Genomic DNA, 16,126 nt, shown 5'->3' on the forward strand with positions numbered 1-16,126 from the left:
GCGGGGGTGTTTCTGCCGGAGTAGCGCCATGCACCGAAGAATAATTGTCTTCCCCGCGCACGCGGGGGTGTTTCTGTCTGCTGATCGCTTTGCAGAATCTTGTTGCCGTCTTCCCCGCGCACCCGGGGGTGTTTCTTTGTGGCAGCAGCTGGCGACCGATGCGCTGGCGTCTTCCCCGCGCACGCGGGGGTGTTTCTATAGGTCCCAATCAAAGCCGGGAGCTGTGATAGTCTTCCCCGCGCACGCGGGGGTGTTTCTTCTGCTTCAAACCGGCAATGGAAGCAAAATCAGTCTTCCCCGCGCACGCGGGGGTGTTTCGCCGCTGCCGGCCGCCAGCGGCGCCCCGATCCTGGTCTTCCCCGCGCACGCGGGGGTGTTTCTTCGTCCGGGAAACCGAACCGATCATCCTTGACGTCTTCCCCGCGCACGCGGGGGTGTTTCTGCCGCTCCGAACGGCATGCTCGATTTAAAAGAGTCTTCCCCGCGCACGCGGGGGTGTTTCTACCAAGACAACGACGGACCAAAACGCCGCGATGTCTTCCCCGCGCACGCGGGGGTGTTTCTTCGTCCGGGAAACCGAACCGATCATCCTTGACGTCTTCCCCGCGCACGCGGGGGTGTTTCCAAACCCGATCTATAGCGGCAGTCACCTCCGTCGTCTTCCCCGCGCACGCGGGGGTGGTTCCTCGTTTTTATACGGTGTGTTGTACTCCGGCAGGTCTTCCCCGCGCACCCAGGGGTGTTTCTGTCATCCAATCGACTTCTTGTAGACGTTCCGAGTCTTCCCCGCGCACACGGGGGTGTTTCTCAGGACTACTTACATTGAGGACGAAAACTAGGGTCTTCCCCGCGCACGCGGGGGTGTTTCCTCAGATGCGATTTGAGTTTTCTCATAGCAACAGTCTTCCCCGCGCACGCGGGGGTGTTTCCTGGTTCGGCGCTTCCTTCTGCATCGCTTCGATGTCTTCCCCGCGCACGCGGGGGTGTTTCTGGAAACGAAGTAAAAAAAGCCATTGTAAAAATGTCTTCCCCGCGCACGCGGGAGTGTTTCCTCTTTGAGTCAACTGCTGGCGATGGAGGCGATGTCTTCCCCGCGCACGCGGGGGTGTTTCCTGGTTCGGCGCTTCCTTCTGCATCGCTTCGATGTCTTCCCCGCGCACGCGGGGGTGTTTCTGGAAACGAAGTAAAAAAAGCCATTGTAAAAATGTCTTCCCCGCGCACGCGGGAGTGTTTCCTCTTTGAGTCAACTGCTGGCGATGGAGGCGATGTCTTCCCCGCGCACGCGGGGGTGTTTCTGTCTGATGTTTTTCGGCGCACTACCAAGCAGAGTCTTCCCCGCGCACGCGGGGGTGTTTCCAGCAATGACCAGATCGTTAGGAGGTCAGCATGGTCTTCCCCGCGCACGCGGGGGTGTTTCTCTGCGCTTTGTGGTCAACTGCTTTCTGGCGGCGTCTTCTCCGCGCACGCGGGGGTGGTTCCTCATATCGAAAGGAAAGAAAAATGAAGAAAGAGTCTTCCCCGCGCACGCGGGGGTGGTTCTTTATAAAGCTGGTGGTGGCAAAATGACTGGCGGTCTTCCCCGCGCACGCGGGGGTGGTTCTGTAACGAGGCTTGGTTGGCAGCCTTTGCTGAAGTCTTCCCCGCGCACACGGGGGTGGTTCTGTGTATGACTCCGCCGATGTTGCCGGTGAAGGGTCTTCCCCGCGCACACGGGGGTGGTTCCGGCTTCGACGGAATACCGCCGGAAAGGAGCAAGTCTTCCCCGCGCACACGGGGGTGGTTCCCTGGTTCGTTGCCCTGCAATATTGGTTGGACAGTCTTCCCCGCGCACGCGGGGGTGTTTCCAGGTACCAGCCGGTGCTGCTGAAACCGAAATAGTCTTCCCCGCGCACGCGGGGGTGTTTCTTCTGCTTCAAACCGGCAATGGAAGCAAAATCAGTCTTCCCCGCGCACGCGGGGGTGTTTCCGAATGATGATATTGAAAGCAATGCCGAATTTGGTCTTCCCCGCGCACGCGGGGGTGTTTCTGGTGGACGCTTTTAATACCAGCACGAACGAGCGTCTTCCCCGCGCACACGGGGGTGGTTCTCAGGGGTTGGACGCGCGGCTGGTGACGCCGGAGTTCTTCCCCGCGCACGCGGGGGTGTTTCACGATCCGCAGCGCGTGGCGACAATCGAAGGTGTTCTTCCCCGCGCACGCGGGGGTGTTTCTGGATAGAGTTGCGTCAAGACATGCTTCACGGCGTCTTCCCCGCGCACACGGGGGTGGTTCTCCTGCAATTTGCGGCAAATTTTATTGTGTGAAGTCTTCCCCGCGCACACGGGGGTGGTTCTCTGTTGTCATCATCTTTTGAGCAGTAAAAGAAGTCTTCCCCGCGCACACGGGGGTGTTTCTTACTGCGTTCAGAAAACAGCGGTAAATCCCGAGTCTTCCCCGCGCACGCGAGAGGAAGAGCCCGGTGGAGGAGATTTTAAGCGAACTGTCGTCAATTTCCCCGTGTACATGGGAACTCGAATTCAGTTTCTACCTTAAAAAACAATGAATACAAATATGAAAATAGTCGAAATTTTCAATTTTCCGGATAGAAAATCTGCCAAATGCAATGATCCAACTGGAAATGTAATGACGGACGACTTATATTGATACATGGAGTTATCGACAACAATCCGATCGAGATTGTCTTGGAAACGCAGTTTAACAAAAGCATGATTCAGGAGACGGGTTAACCTATGCTTATGCCCTCCGCCCATGACCATTACCGGCTGAAAATCATCCCGGAGCGCTGACCGAAGATGCCGTTGCTCGCCGTCAACGATTTGAAAGTTTATTATCCGGTGCGTACCGGGCTCTTCGGTCGGCCCGGGATGGTGCGTGCCGTCGACGGCGTCAGTTTCGAGCTGGAAGCCGGCGAGACGGTCGGCCTGGTCGGGGAAAGCGGTTGCGGCAAAAGCACTCTGGGCCGGGCGCTGGTGCGTCTGGAGACGCCGAACGGCGGCAGCATCCGCATCGACGATACCGACATTGCCACGCTGCACGGCCGGACTTTGCGGCACGCCAGAAAAAAATTTCAGATGATTTTCCAGGACCCTTACGGGTCGCTGAATCCGCGCCTGACGGTTTACGCCGCGCTGGATGAAGTGTTGCACCTGCATACCTTCCTCAATTCGGAGGAGCGCCTGAAACGCATCGTCGAACTGCTGGAACTGGTCGGGTTGGAAAGCGCCCATCTGTACCGTTACCCCCACCAGTTCAGCGGCGGCCAGCGCCAGCGCATCGGCATCGCCCGGGCATTGGCGGCGGAACCGAAGCTGATCGTCGCCGACGAGCCGGTTTCGGCGCTGGATGTCAGTGTCCAGGCCCAGATCATCAATCTGCTGCAGGATATCCAGCGGCAGACCGACACGGCGTTTCTGTTTATCGCCCATGACCTTGGTGTCGTCGAGCATATCAGTCGGCGAATTTTAGTCATGTATCTCGGAAAAATCGTCGAAGCCGGACCGGCCGCTGAATTGTGCGCCCGGCCCGTTCATCCCTATACCCAAGCATTGTTGTCGGCAGTCCCGGTATTGGATGCCGCCCGGCGGCGCCAGCGGATTATGCTCAAGGGCGATGTACCGTCGCCTTTGAATCCGCCCGGCGGCTGCAGTTTTCACCCGCGTTGTCCCAAAGCACAAGCCATTTGCCGGCGACAGGTGCCGCCGTTGCGTTCCTATCAATCGCCCGAACGGCAATGCGCCTGCTTTTTTCCGGATTGCGAGCAATAAACCAGTTGATTTCAAGAGGCCAAACGATGAAAGATCATGCCGCAAAAGTAGCACAATTGAGACAATATCTCAAACTGAACAACAAGCGTTACACCATCGAACGCGACCGGATGCTGGAAGCCATCGATGCGATGCCGGAGCGTTTCACGCTGCTGGGTTTGATCGACCTGGCGCGCAGCCGCGGTTACGTCTATGCCGCCAGTACGTTATACCGCAATTTCTTCGCTTTTGTCGAAGCGGGGCTGGTCAATGAATTGCGCGGCGTCAACGGCAAAATCGAATACGAGCGCAACGACGAAGATTGCTGTTATCTGCATTGCATCGGCTGCGGCAGCATCCTGAAACGGCCGCTGCCGGAGCAGAAGACCGCCATGTGGGAAGACGAAGAATTCACCCCGGTTACCAAGCAACTGCATTTGCGCGGCTATTGTCCCGACTGTCATAAAAAACTGCAGATAAAAAAGGAAAGCAGGATAAAATGAATTCCATGGCCATCGTTTTGACCACCGGCATGCTCGGCATGCTGACCCTGCCGTTGACCGGCGGCAGCTTTGCCGAAGGCGCCTGGACACCGGAAGATTGGTGGATTGTCCGCAGCCCGCGCTGGAGCCATATCGGCGGCTGGGTGCAGCATGCCGACCATATCACCAACGAAGTTCCCGCCGATGCCGGCGAGGAAGAAATGCTCGGTCCGCGCGCACCGGAATGTTATTCCAGCATGTTGTTGAAAAAAACGGTCGACGGCGCCAGCAGTTTCTCCATTGCCACCTCTTTCGACCATTTGATGGCACCGTTGATCGTACTGGCTCCGGCCGGCAGCCCGGTCCCGGCCGAGGGAGCGGCGCTGGAATACCGGGAACATTTCGAAATCGTCCTCTTCAATGAAGGCATCAACGTCTGGCATCACGAATTCAAGGACGGACAGCCCTGCTGGCATCTGGCCGCCTATCTCCGCATGGAATTGAAGCCGAAAACCATTTATCAATTGGAAGTCGCCACCGATTTCCAGGCCGCCGAACCGCAGCTCATCATCCGTTGCAACGGCGTCGAATTCGGCTATTCCGAACCGGACCTGCCGAACACTTACCACTGGGGCATCACCGGCTGCGAAGGAATCAATCGCTTTTACCAGTGGGATTTGAAAACGCCGGCCACCGATTGAGCCTTGGCCGGCAATCTTCTTCAAGCCCCTTCCCGGCCGGCGCCGCCGAACAATGGCGCCGACTTTTTTTCTGCTCCGGAAAAACGGCGGCACCCGGCGTGCCGCCAGCTTTTCAAGCTTTGTCCACCAGCTTCAACTGGAAGTGCCAACTGGCGCCGTCGCCGGGAACCTCCGGCATCGGCAGGCCGGCATTCATCAGCGTATCGCCGTACAGGACCAGGCCGGATTCAACGACCCGGTAACGCCGCTCCGGCTGCAAGCCGCGCAACCGGAACAGCCGCGGCTCCTCATGCGCGTAATGATGCGCCACCACATAGAACAGCAACGCTTCACTGCCGTCTTTGGAAACGAACTCCCAGGCCGTGTAATCGCAGTTGCCGAACGGATCGGTCAGCCGATACAGATCGCCGTTGGCAATGATCGGATGGAAACGGTGAAAATCGTCGAGCTGCCGGCGGACTATTTCACGCTCGGCTTCATTCAATGTCGCCAAATCCATCTCATATCCGAACGTCCCGGCCAACGCGACATTGCCGCGGGTTTCCAGCGGCGTCATCCGCCCGGTCTGATGATTCGGGCAAGCCGATACATGCGCGCCGAGCGACGAAGCCGGATAGAACAACGACGTTCCGGCCTGGATTTTCAGCCGTTCAATCGCATCGGTGTTGTCGCTGGTCCAGATCTGCGGCGCATAGTAAAGCATACCGGCGTCGAACCGTCCGCCGCCGCCGGAACAGCCTTCGATCAGCAGTTCCGGAAAGGCTTCCAGCAGCCGGCGGTGAAGTTCGTAGACGCCGAGCACGTAACGGTGCCCGAGTTCTTTCTGACGTTCCGGCGGCAGCGACGGCGAATACATTTCGGCCGGCTGCCGGTTCATATCCCATTTGACATATTCGATATTGGCCGAAGCCAGAATTCGGCTGATCGCCGCAAAGAGATAATCGACCACCGCCGGTTCCGCCATATTCAACACCAGTTGATGACGTCCCAGCGACCGGACCCGGCCCGGCGCGGTGAGCACCCACTCCGGATGGAGACGGAACAGTTCGCTGTTCTCCGAAATCATCTCCGGCTCGAACCACAGTCCGAACTTGATGCCGAGCGCATTGATCCTGCCGACCAATTCCCCCAGCTCGCCGATTTTCGCCGCATTGACGAACCAGTCGCCCAGCGACGAACGGTCATCGTCACGCTTGCCGAACCAGCCGTCGTCCAGCACCATCATTTCAATGCCGAGTTCGGCGGCGGCAGCGGCGATATTCAGCAATTTTTCCGCATTGAAGTCGAAGTAGGTCGCTTCCCAGTTGTTGACCAGCACCGGCCGCTTCCGGCCGCTCCACTGACGACGGCACAAATTGCGGCGCAAAACATCATGGAAATGATGCGACAGTTTGCTCAAGCCGCCGTCCGAATAGGCGAGCAGCGCCTCCGGCGCCTGAAATTCGCCGCCCGGCGGCAATTCCCATTCAAAATCCTCCGGATGGATGCCGGCGCAGGAGCGGGAACGGTTGAACTGGTCGAGTTCCACTTCACAGAGGAAACTGCCGCTGTACACCAGGCAGACACCCCAGGCTTCGCCGCTTTCTTCGGTCGCGGTCCGGTCGGCCAGCATGAAAGCCGGATTGTGCTGGTGGCTGCTCGAAGTCCGGCGGCTGCCAACCGACTGGGTTCCCTGCCGCAAAGCGGCGCGCGTCACATGACGTTCCCGCGCATAGGAACCGTCGAGCGTGATCAGGTCCAACGGCCGGTTCGGCAGCGCCAGGCAGCAGCTCATCACTTTTTCCAGATAAACCGGCCGGGGCGAACGGTTGACCACCCGGACGCTGCGGGCGATGACGTCGCAGCAGGCGAATACCGAATAACTCAAAATAAATTCCACCTGGCTGACTGCGTCGATCAGAACGATTTCCAGCGTTTCCGCCGGCGATTCCGGCGTCGCAAACGAAGCAGGCAAGCCCGGCAACGGCTTTTTGCCGGAATAAATCCGATGGGAAACGTACTTCAGATCGGTGCTGTTGACGCCGTCGGCGGTCCGGACGATCGCCGCCGCCGTTCGATAATCCCCGACCGCATGGGTGGAATATTCCTGCGCCATGTGATCCCGGGAAAGCAACGGCGTTCCGCCGTCCGGATAAGGACAGAAAGAACGGAACAACCGGAATCCGAGCGCGGCCGCTTCGGCGCCATCGCTGATTCTGCCGCCGAAATGGAGCTGCTCCAGATAACCGTACTCATCCACCCGGAAGGCGTAAGTCGTCTGATTGGTGTCCAGCTTGAACACCTGGTGGTCGGGGTAATAAATAATGCTCATTGCTTTACCTTATGTCGTTCATCATGAAATCGCATAATATAATCGCCATCAGGGCGATTTCAACTTCGGGAAGCGGGAACGACCGGCGGGAAACGATTCGACCGGTCAAAAAAAGCGCCGGACTGCTGTTCCGGCGCCTGACGCTTCCCATTTACCGCTTCCGATCAAACCCGAACCGGCCTGCCCCCGGCAGCCGACTCGTAGAAGGCATCCAGAAGTTTCATCACCGTCACGCCATCCTGCGGATCGACCAGGAACGGCACTCCTTTGACCAGCGCGTCCAGAAAGGAATAACAGGCATCATGACAGTCCGGAATCGGCGGATGCAGCTTGGCGTCGAACGGCATCCCGCCGATGTCCCGGTAACATTCCACCTCGAAGTCATAATTGTCGCCGACGTTATACTGATACAGTCCGCCGTTGGTCCCCAGCAGCCGGGTGGAAATTTCATTCATCTGCCGGATATGGCCGGCCCAGGAAGCGGCCACTTCCAATGTCGCGCCGTTTTTAAACCGGACAAAACCGCAGGCCAGGTCTTCGACATCGAACTGCTTGCCGCTGCCGGCCGCCAGCGGCGCCCCGATCCTGTTGTAAGTCGTTCCCATCACCCATTCCGGTTCCGGGTATCCCATCAGCCACAATGCCAGATCGAGCCGGTGCACCCCGAGATCGATCATCGGCCCGCCGCCGGACTGCGCCTTTTTGCCGAACCAGCCGCCGAAGCCGGGAAAACGGTGGCGGCGCAGCCAGACGGTCCGCCCGTAATAGATTTCCCCGAGTTCGCCGCGCTCCAGCAATTCCTTCATCGCCACCGACTGCGGCGCGAACCGGAACCGGAAATCGATGCCGAGCCGTTTGCCGGTCCGGGTCGCCGTGTCAAGCATCTGCTGCGCTTCCGCGGCGGACAGCGCCATCGGTTTCTCGCAGAACACATGGCAGCCGGCCTCCAGCGCGGCGACGGTAAAATGTTTGTGCAGATAATTCGGCACGGCCACGCAGGCGACGTCCAATTTTTCCCTGGCCAGCATCTCTTCGGCGTCGACATAAGCGCCGGCGATCCCGTATTCCGCTTTGACCCGTTCCATCAACGGCACGTCGATATCGGAAATCGCCACCACTTCACCGGCCGGATGGTTCCAAAAGGCGGCGATATGCCGCCGCCCCATGCCAAGCCCGATAATTCCGATCCGCAATTTCTCCATATTTCAACGCGCCCTTCCCAACTGTTCCCGCGGCGGCACTTTTTCACAGCGCAGCTCCTGCGGCGGCAAAACCGGCGCCGCCCACCGCGCCGCATTGCCCAGCACCCGCAGAATATCGGCGTGAAAATAAGTCGGATATTCTTCGTGCCCGGGCGCAAAATAGAAAATTCTGCCCAGCCCGCGCTGGAAAGCCACGCCGCTGCGAAATACTTCGCCGCCTTCAAACCAGGAATTGAAAATCAAATGCCCGTCATCCGGAATATCGAACCGTTCGCCGTACATCTCCTCCCGTTCGAGTTCGATACAGCGGCCGATGCCGGCGGCAATCGGGTGGGACGGATCGACGGTCCACAACCGTTCGCGTTCGCCGGCCACCCGGCAGATCAGCGTACAGCTGGTTCCCATCAGGGCGCGGAAAATTTTGGACATATGGCTGGAATGCAAGGCCACCAGCCCCATGCCGCCGAGCACCCGCCGCTGGATTTTCTCCACCAGCGCATCGGCCACTTCCGCATGGAAACGATGTCCCCACCAGAACAGCACATCGGTTGACGCCAGCAGCGCGTCCGGCAATCCCTGTTCCGGCTCATCCAGGGAAGCCAGGCGGATTTCCAGATCTTCCGCGGCGATGCCGTCGGCAATCGCCCGATGCATCCCCGCCGGATAAATCGCTTTGACCGGCAAATCGTTTTTCTCATGCCGGAATTCATTCCAGATGGTAACTTTGATCTTCTGCATAGTTCAGCCTTCTGCAGGAACGGCGCCTCCCGCCCCGTCGAAGAGCACGAAGGCGCCATTCCGTTTTTTTCACGGTCAGTCGTCGAGCATCCCGTCTTCCAGACCGAGCGGCAGCGGCGCCGGCCGCTCACAGGTGGTGGCCAGCTCCACTTTTTTGCCCAGTTTGCTCGATTTATCGAAGGAGAGCATGATCTCGAGCACGTGGTTGGCCAGTGCGCCGTTCGCCCGGTGCGGCCGGCCGCTCTTCAAAGCATTCGCCATATCGGCAGCGCCGATGCTGCGGCTGTTTTCGGTGTAACCGAACGGCAGCGGCACCTCCTGCCAATTTTCATAACCGGGCCGGAACAGCCGGACCGGGCCGCCGAAGGTATTCGGATCCGGCACCTGCAGGGAACCCTCGGTGCCGTAGATTTCGATCGGCGCGTGGCCGTGGTGATAGACGTCGAAGCTGGCGACCATCGTAATCACCGCGCCGGACTGAAATTCGATGACGCCGGTCAAGTGCGTGGTGACATTCACCGGATACTTATCGTACGGCTTATACTTGTCCTGGTACTGTTCGGCGACTTCCGCGCCGAAAGTACGGAAATCGAAGCCTTTGGTGGTGACGGCGGTGACGCTCCTGGCCGGTCCGAGCATATTGACCAGCGCCGTCACATAATAGGGTCCCAAATCCAGCATCGGCCCGGCACCGTAATCGTAGAAGAACGGCGCCTGCCCCCACTTCTCCGGACCGCGGCCCATGACGATTGCGGTACCGGACAGCGGTTTGCCGATCCAGCCGTCGTCGATCATCTTGCGGGCGGTCTGCTGGCCGCCGCCGAGGAAAGTGTCCGGAGCGCAGCCGACCCGCAACTGCTTCTTCGCCGCCAACGCCATCACCTTTGCCGCGTCGTCGGCATCGACACCGAACGGCTTCTCCGAATAGGCGTGTTTGCCGGCTTTCAGCGTATCCATAGCGATTTCGGAATGGACCTGCGGCGGCGTCAAATTGAGGACGATTTCGATCTCGGGGATGGCGAACAGCTCGTCATTGGTCATATTCGGCACGCCGTGCGCTTCGAATTTCGCCAGGGAACGCTCCGGGATGATGTCGGAACAGGCGATCACCTCGATGTTTTTGAACCGTTTGGAAGCATTGAAATAGGTCTCGCTGATCATGCCGCAGCCGACAATACCGATTTTAGTCGTTTTCATGAGTCTGCTCTTTTCTGCTGGATTATTTGTTGCCGGCGGCCAAACCGTTTTCCGTCATATACCGATAGCTCTGCTCAAGAGCGGTGAACATGTCGATGTTGCAATAATCCAGCTCGACGGTGATGGTTTCCACCTGCTCCGGCATGGCGGCGATCAACTGCTTGATCGGCAGTTCGCCGGTGCCGAGCGGCAACAGGTTGACTTCGCGGTCGAGAATGCCGTTGACCATCTTTTTACCGTCGACCTTCTGCTTGACGGTGCCGTCTTTCATGTGCAGCAGGATGGTGTCCCTGGCGAACAGTTTCAACATTTCGACCGGATCTTCGGCGCCGAGGTTGGTCGACCAGAAACAATCGATCTGGTATTTGACTTTCGGGCAGAGTTCCCGGTAAATTTCATATTTGAGCTTGCCGTCGATACGCTGGAATTCAAAATCGTGGTTGTGCTGGAACAGCGTGAAGCCGTTGCGCTCCAACACCTCCTGCATGCGGTTGGTCTGTTCGGCCGTCGCTTTGATCGCATCAAGGTCCTTGAATTCGTCCGGACCGTAACCGCAGACGATCTTATTGAGTCCGAGGATGCTGGCGATTTCCATCGTTTCTCCCAGATTGCCGCTGCGCGCCCACGGCGAATGCGAAGAGTACATTTTCAAGCCGAGATCTTCGATCATCTTCTTGAATTCCGAAGGCCGCAAATCCCAGAATCCGGCCGGCTCCACCCCCTTGTAGCCGACTTTGGCCACCCATTTGAGAACGCTGACAAAATCTTTGCTGGCAGCGTCGCGAAGCGAATACAACTGTACGGACAACGGTTTCAACATGATGTTTTTCCTTCTTTTAATACATTCGATGAATATACGAAAAATCCGCTGACTCCTTAAGATATCCTGCATTAAAAAAAAACTCAATTGACCAAAAGTATTATTTATTGACCTGAGTTCAGGAATTTTGCCAAAATCTTCCGCCGGCCGGGTAAGCCGGATTTAATATTTTCATAATAAGAATTTTGCAGGCAAAGCGGCTCCACCGGCCGTTTTCACGGACGCTTACGGGCGCTTATGACCAAAGGTCAAGTTCTCTTTCCGTCCCTTCCCCTTCAATCGGCCAATTCACGGAAGGAGAGCGGCCGGAAGGTTTTCTTGGCCGCCGCTCTGGCTTCGGCATCCACCGCCAGATATTTCCAGCGGTTGAAAGCAAAATCATGCAGTTCGAAATTTTCCAGCCACCGGTATTTCAACTGATAGGAGAGCGGCAGCGTTTCGAAAATCCACGGGTTTTGTCCGGCCAGGTAACGCACCATCGTTTCATAACGCTCCGTACGCTCCGGACCATCCGGCAGTTTCAAAATGGCTTCAAACTGCCGGTCGAACTCCGGATCGCGGAAAAAAGTCCGGTTGCTGCCGCCGGCATTGGGCGAATAAAACAGCTGCAGAAAGTTTTCGGCATCCGGGTAGTCACCGATCCAGGAGAGCCGGAACAACTGCATCTGCCCCTGGCGCAGCTTCTGGAAAAAACGCGGACTGTTGTTCAGATTGGCGGTGATCCGGATGCCGATTTTGGCCATATCCGACACCATCATTTCCCCCATCTGGCGGTGCAGCGCACTGTTGCCGTTCTGGTCGAACGACAGCGTCAGCGGTTCGCCGGTCGCCGGATCAACGCCGCCGGGATAACCGGCCAACTGCAAATAATGTCTGGCCTTCTCCAGGTCGTACTGCTGATACGGATTCTGCCAGTCCGGATCGCAACCGGCAACGCCGGGCGGAACCGGACCCTGGGTCGGCAGCATCTGATAATTGGAATACTCCACCCGGCCGGCGATATTGTAAGCGGCGGCAATGGCCCGGCGCAGCCAGAGATTTTTGCCGAGCACCGGATCGGTGAAATTGAAGCCGACGTACTGAATTTCGAATTCCGGCGCCCGCAGCAGTTCGACGCCGCGCGCGACCAGCGCCGGCGCCAATTGCCGGCCGCCGCCGACCACGATGTCGAAATTGTCCTTGTCCAGTTTGCTCATGTCCAGATTGCCCTGCAGAAACAGCAGCCAGGCGGTCAACGGCTGTTTGATGTTGTAGACGACAATCCGGTCGCTCAGCGGCAGCGCTTTCTCCCGGTCGGCCGGGTCGGCGGCCAGCGGATAATACTCCAGCCGGTAGTCCGGATTGCGGTCCAGCACCAGCCGGTAGTCCCGCAGCCAGTCCTGCAGCCGGAACGGCCCGGAGCCGACCGGATGCTCGGCAAATTTTTCGCCGTAAAATTCGACCGCCCGGCGCGACACCACCGCGGCATAAGGAATGGCCAGATTGTAGAGGAAACGCGGGTCCGGCTGATCGAGATGAATGACGAAACGCCGGTCGTCGAGGATCTCCAGGCCGGGAATGCCGGCGTCGTAGGCGGAAAAATCGTCCGCCGCCTGGTTGAGCGTTTTTTCCCGGAACGCATCGATGCCGGTAATTTTACCGCGGAACATCCAGAAAACCGGGCTGTAGGTCCGCCCGTCGGCGATGCGCAGCAACGAATAAACGACATCACCGCTGGTGATTTTCCGCGCCGCCGGGCCGGCAGCGCCGAAACAGGGGTCGGCAGTGAAATACAAATCGTCCCGCAAAGTGAAGGTACAACTGGTCAAATCCGCATTCCATTGCGGCATCTCCTGCAGCATCGACGGAATCAGCCGGTACGGACGCGCCGTGTAATCGTATTGCAACAGCGTATCGTAGATCGCCGCAACCATATTGCGGCTCGCCAGATCTTCAGCCAACGCCGGGTCAAGCGTTTTGACCCGGCCGCCGTTGGCCAGATAAATCGTCTGCGGCGGGTCGGCATCGTCGGACGGCGAACAACCGGCCAGCGCGGCCGACAGCAACAGCGCAATCGACAGCCGGCGCCACAAACGGCTGCAACCGGAGATCACCGACGGCATTTCCACCTCATCCCGATTTTCAGCCGGCCAACTGCCGGAAACGCGGCATCGCCGCGTCCCACTGCGATTTTTCCGACTCCACCGGCTGAACGGTATCCAGCGCGAAGGAACATTTGACCATTTCGCGGCCGGCTTCCAGATCCGGCAGCACGCCGGTCGCCATCGCCTGGGCGATGATATTGCCGGTCGCCGTCGCTTCCACCGGCCCGCCGACCACCGGAATGCCGAGCGCACTGGCAGTCGACCGGAGCAACCGCCGGTCCTTGACGCCGCCGCCGATGATGTTCAAGCAGCCGTATTCGACGCCGATCAACTGCTGCAGCGTTTCCAGCTTGGCGCGGAAACAGAGCGCCAGCGAGTCGTAAATGCACCGCAGCAGCGCGGCATCATCGGGCAGATCGCCCTGGCCGGTTCGACGGCAAAATGCAGCAATCTGAGCCGGCATGTCGCCCGGCGTCAGAAACGAACTGTCGTTGGGATTGATCAGGAAACGCCAGCCCGGCGCGGCGGCGGCCATCGCTTCCATTTCGGCAAACGAAATTTTCCGGCCGCTTTCATTCCAGACCCGGCGCACCTCCTGAAACAGCCAACTGCCCATGATATTGGTCAGGAAACGAATTCGGCCGGCCAGCCCGCCTTCATTGGTGAAGGCCGCCGCTTCCGCTTCAGCGCTCAGAATCGGCGCCGGCACTTCGGCGCCCAGCAAAGCCCAGGTGCCGCAACTGATATAGGCCCACGGCCGGTCGACCGGCGCCGGCACCGCCGCCACCGCGCTGGCAGTGTCGTGCGAACCGACCTTGACCAGCCGGATCGGGCCGCAATGGCAACGCTGCTGCAATGCTTCACTCAAAGTTCCGTTGTCGGAGCCGGGCGGCACCACCGGCGGGAAAAGGGCACGGGGCAAGCCGAGCAGGTCCAGCAGCTCGTAATCCCAGTCGCAAGTCCGCGGATTCAGCAGGTTGCTGGTCGAAGCGTCGGTATACTCGCAAGTCGGGTTGCCGCCGAGCAGATACCCCAGGGCGTCCGGAACCGGCAGCAGAAAACTGTCGACGAAATCCTCCGGGTGCTGCCGGTGGTGGGCAAGGAGTTGGTAGAGCGTGTTGATCGGCATGAACTGCATGCCGGTGCGCCGGTACAACTGGCTCCGGCCGATCTTCCGGAACACCTCCGGCGGAATTGCACCGGTGCGCGGATCACGGTAATTGTAGGGCAGCCGCACCAACTCCCGGGTGCCGCGCTTGAAGAGACAGTAATCGACCCCCCAGGTGTCGATGCCGATCGCCGCCAGGTTCGGACAGGCCGCCGCCGCCTTTCGAATGCCGGTCTCCAATTCGGCACTCAGCGCCGGCAAATCCCAATAGAGCGCCCCGTCGCGCTCCAACGGTCCATTGGCAAAGCGGTGCACCTCGGTCAAGCTCAATTTCCCGGCATGGATCGTGCCGATCATTGCCCGGCCGCTTGACGCGCCCAGATCGAAAGCGAGATAATTGGTCGTCATAATAGTGCCTCTCTGTGATGGTTTGCCCTGAAACAACGTTCACACTCCCTGTCGCCGTCCCGCCGCCGCGGGGCTCCGGCAGGCTGCTCCGCTCAATTGCGGTCGCCGAGCCGGTCGTAGGCGAAACGGATCAACTGCTCCGTCTCCTCCCAGCCGATGCAGCCGTCGGTGATCGAGATATTCGGCAGCGGTTTTTCGTCGGCGACGATCTTCTGCGCCCCCGGCTCCAGATAGCTTTCCAGCATCGTGCCGACAATCGCCCTTTCACCGGCGGCGACCTGTTCGACGACATCATGGAAAGCGATGTGCTGCCGGTCGTATTTTTTGCCGGAATTGGCATGGCTGCAGTCGATCACGATGTTCGGCCTCAAATTATTGCGGCGCATCGCCACGGTCAGGAAAGCGATGTATTCGGCCATGTAATTCGGGTGTTCGCCGCCGCGCAGCACGATGTGCCCGTACGGGTTGCCTTTGGTCCGGAAAACACCGACATGCCCATCCTCGGTAACGCCGATGAAACTGTGCGGCGACCGCGCCGTGCTGATGGCGTCCAGTGCCGTCTGGAAACTGCCGTCGGTGGCGTTCTTGAACCCGACCGGCATCGACAGGCCGCTGGCCAACTGGCGGTGGGTCTGCGATTCGGTGGTGCGGGCGCCGATCGCCGCCCAACTGACCGCGTCGGCAATATATTGCGCCAGGATCGGGTCGAGCATTTCGGTCGCAACCGGCAGACCGAGATCGACAATCTTCAGCAGCAATTTTCTGGCCTGAAAGATGCCTTTTTCAATATTGTACGATTTATTGATGTCCGGGTCGTAAATCAACCCCTTCCAGCCGACGGTGGTTCGCGGCTTTTCGAAATAAGCGCGCATCAAAATGAAAATGCGGTCTTTGACCTCTTCGCTCAGCTTCCGGAGCCGCTGGGCATATTCGATCGCCGCTTCCGGCGCATGAATCGAACAGGGGCCGACGATCACCATGTGCCGGTGATCGGCGCCGTCGAGGATATTCATGACGCTCTGCCGGGCCTCCACCACTTTCATCACCGCCTCCAGCGACAGCGGCAGTTCCGAACGGACGCTGCCGGGCGGCGACAACAAGCTGCGGCTCGCGATATTGACATTATTGCTTTTCAACATGACTACAGGTACTTTTTCAATTCTTCGATTTGATGATCCGGTAAATATTCCGCCGTTTCCGGCGCTTTATAAAGTAAATAACAATATACCAGTCAAAACGTTCATTTTCAATCCGTCATTACCTGGAAAAAGGGTGTTTTTCCCCGATTCCGCTTTTGCATTGGAAGGTTGTCAGGTTATATTTTCCGATAA

General features: G+C 58.7%; 11 protein-coding genes and 1 CRISPR repeat array (1 of these 12 cut by a window edge). Of the genes, 3 read left to right on the forward strand and 8 right to left on the reverse strand.

All coding sequences use genetic code 11. From position 1 onward, the window contains the following. A CRISPR array of direct repeats spans positions 1-2,394; the repeat unit is 26 nt; unit sequence CTTCCCCGCGCACGCGGGGGTGTTTC; it begins 1,907 nt to the left of the window's first position. A 399-nt stretch (positions 2,395-2,793) separates the two neighbouring features. The 3 genes from HWX74_RS04620 to HWX74_RS04630 are packed head-to-tail and all read left to right on the forward strand — an operon-like array spanning position 2,794 to position 4,927. After that, positions 2,794-3,765 (forward strand): ABC transporter ATP-binding protein, encoded by a 972-nt coding sequence (locus HWX74_RS04620; protein ID WP_176012432.1) that lies wholly within the window; start codon positions 2,794-2,796, stop codon positions 3,763-3,765. A 26-nt stretch (positions 3,766-3,791) separates the two neighbouring features. Beyond that, complete coding sequence (locus HWX74_RS04625) at positions 3,792-4,247, forward strand: Fur family transcriptional regulator (protein ID WP_176012433.1); 456 nt, start codon at positions 3,792-3,794, stop codon at positions 4,245-4,247. Beyond that, positions 4,244-4,927: a hypothetical protein gene (locus HWX74_RS04630; RefSeq protein ID WP_176012434.1), complete on the forward strand. Its 684-nt coding sequence runs from the start codon at positions 4,244-4,246 to the stop codon at positions 4,925-4,927. The genes HWX74_RS04625 and HWX74_RS04630 overlap by 4 nt, the downstream gene beginning before the upstream one ends. A gap of 112 nt (positions 4,928-5,039) precedes the next feature. On the opposite strand, the gene HWX74_RS04635 is transcribed toward HWX74_RS04630, so the two are convergent. From HWX74_RS04635 to HWX74_RS04670, 8 genes are all read right to left on the reverse strand, one after another. Further along, a complete protein-coding gene (locus HWX74_RS04635) occupies positions 5,040-7,238 on the reverse strand; it encodes an alpha-galactosidase (protein WP_176012435.1) in 2,199 nt (732 codons plus the stop codon). A gap of 164 nt (positions 7,239-7,402) precedes the next feature. After that, positions 7,403-8,440, reverse strand: a complete 1,038-nt coding sequence (locus HWX74_RS04640; RefSeq protein WP_176012436.1) for a Gfo/Idh/MocA family protein — start codon at positions 8,438-8,440, stop codon at positions 7,403-7,405. Positions 8,441-8,443: 3 nt separating this feature from the next. Further along, positions 8,444-9,178: a ThuA domain-containing protein gene (locus HWX74_RS04645; protein WP_176012437.1), complete on the reverse strand. Its 735-nt coding sequence runs from the start codon at positions 9,176-9,178 to the stop codon at positions 8,444-8,446. Positions 9,179-9,253: 75 nt separating this feature from the next. Next, entirely contained in the window at positions 9,254-10,375 is a 1,122-nt protein-coding gene (locus tag HWX74_RS04650; RefSeq protein WP_176012438.1) for a Gfo/Idh/MocA family protein, read from the reverse strand. A 22-nt stretch (positions 10,376-10,397) separates the two neighbouring features. Beyond that, positions 10,398-11,195, reverse strand: a complete 798-nt coding sequence (locus HWX74_RS04655) for a sugar phosphate isomerase/epimerase (protein WP_176012439.1) — start codon at positions 11,193-11,195, stop codon at positions 10,398-10,400. A 275-nt stretch (positions 11,196-11,470) separates the two neighbouring features. Next, positions 11,471-13,297, reverse strand: a complete 1,827-nt coding sequence (locus tag HWX74_RS04660; RefSeq protein WP_176012440.1) for an ABC transporter substrate-binding protein — start codon at positions 13,295-13,297, stop codon at positions 11,471-11,473. 19 nt (positions 13,298-13,316) lie between these two features. Beyond that, a complete protein-coding gene (locus HWX74_RS04665; RefSeq protein ID WP_176012441.1) occupies positions 13,317-14,795 on the reverse strand; it encodes a rhamnulokinase family protein in 1,479 nt (492 codons plus the stop codon). Positions 14,796-14,887: 92 nt separating this feature from the next. Next, on the reverse strand, positions 14,888-15,934 hold the full coding sequence (locus tag HWX74_RS04670) for a 3-deoxy-7-phosphoheptulonate synthase (protein ID WP_176012442.1): 1,047 nt from the start codon (positions 15,932-15,934) through the stop codon (positions 14,888-14,890). Positions 15,935-16,126 lie beyond the last annotated feature (192 nt).

Source organism: Victivallis sp. Marseille-Q1083 (assembly GCF_903645315.1).
GTDB lineage: Bacteria > Verrucomicrobiota > Lentisphaeria > Victivallales > Victivallaceae > UMGS1518.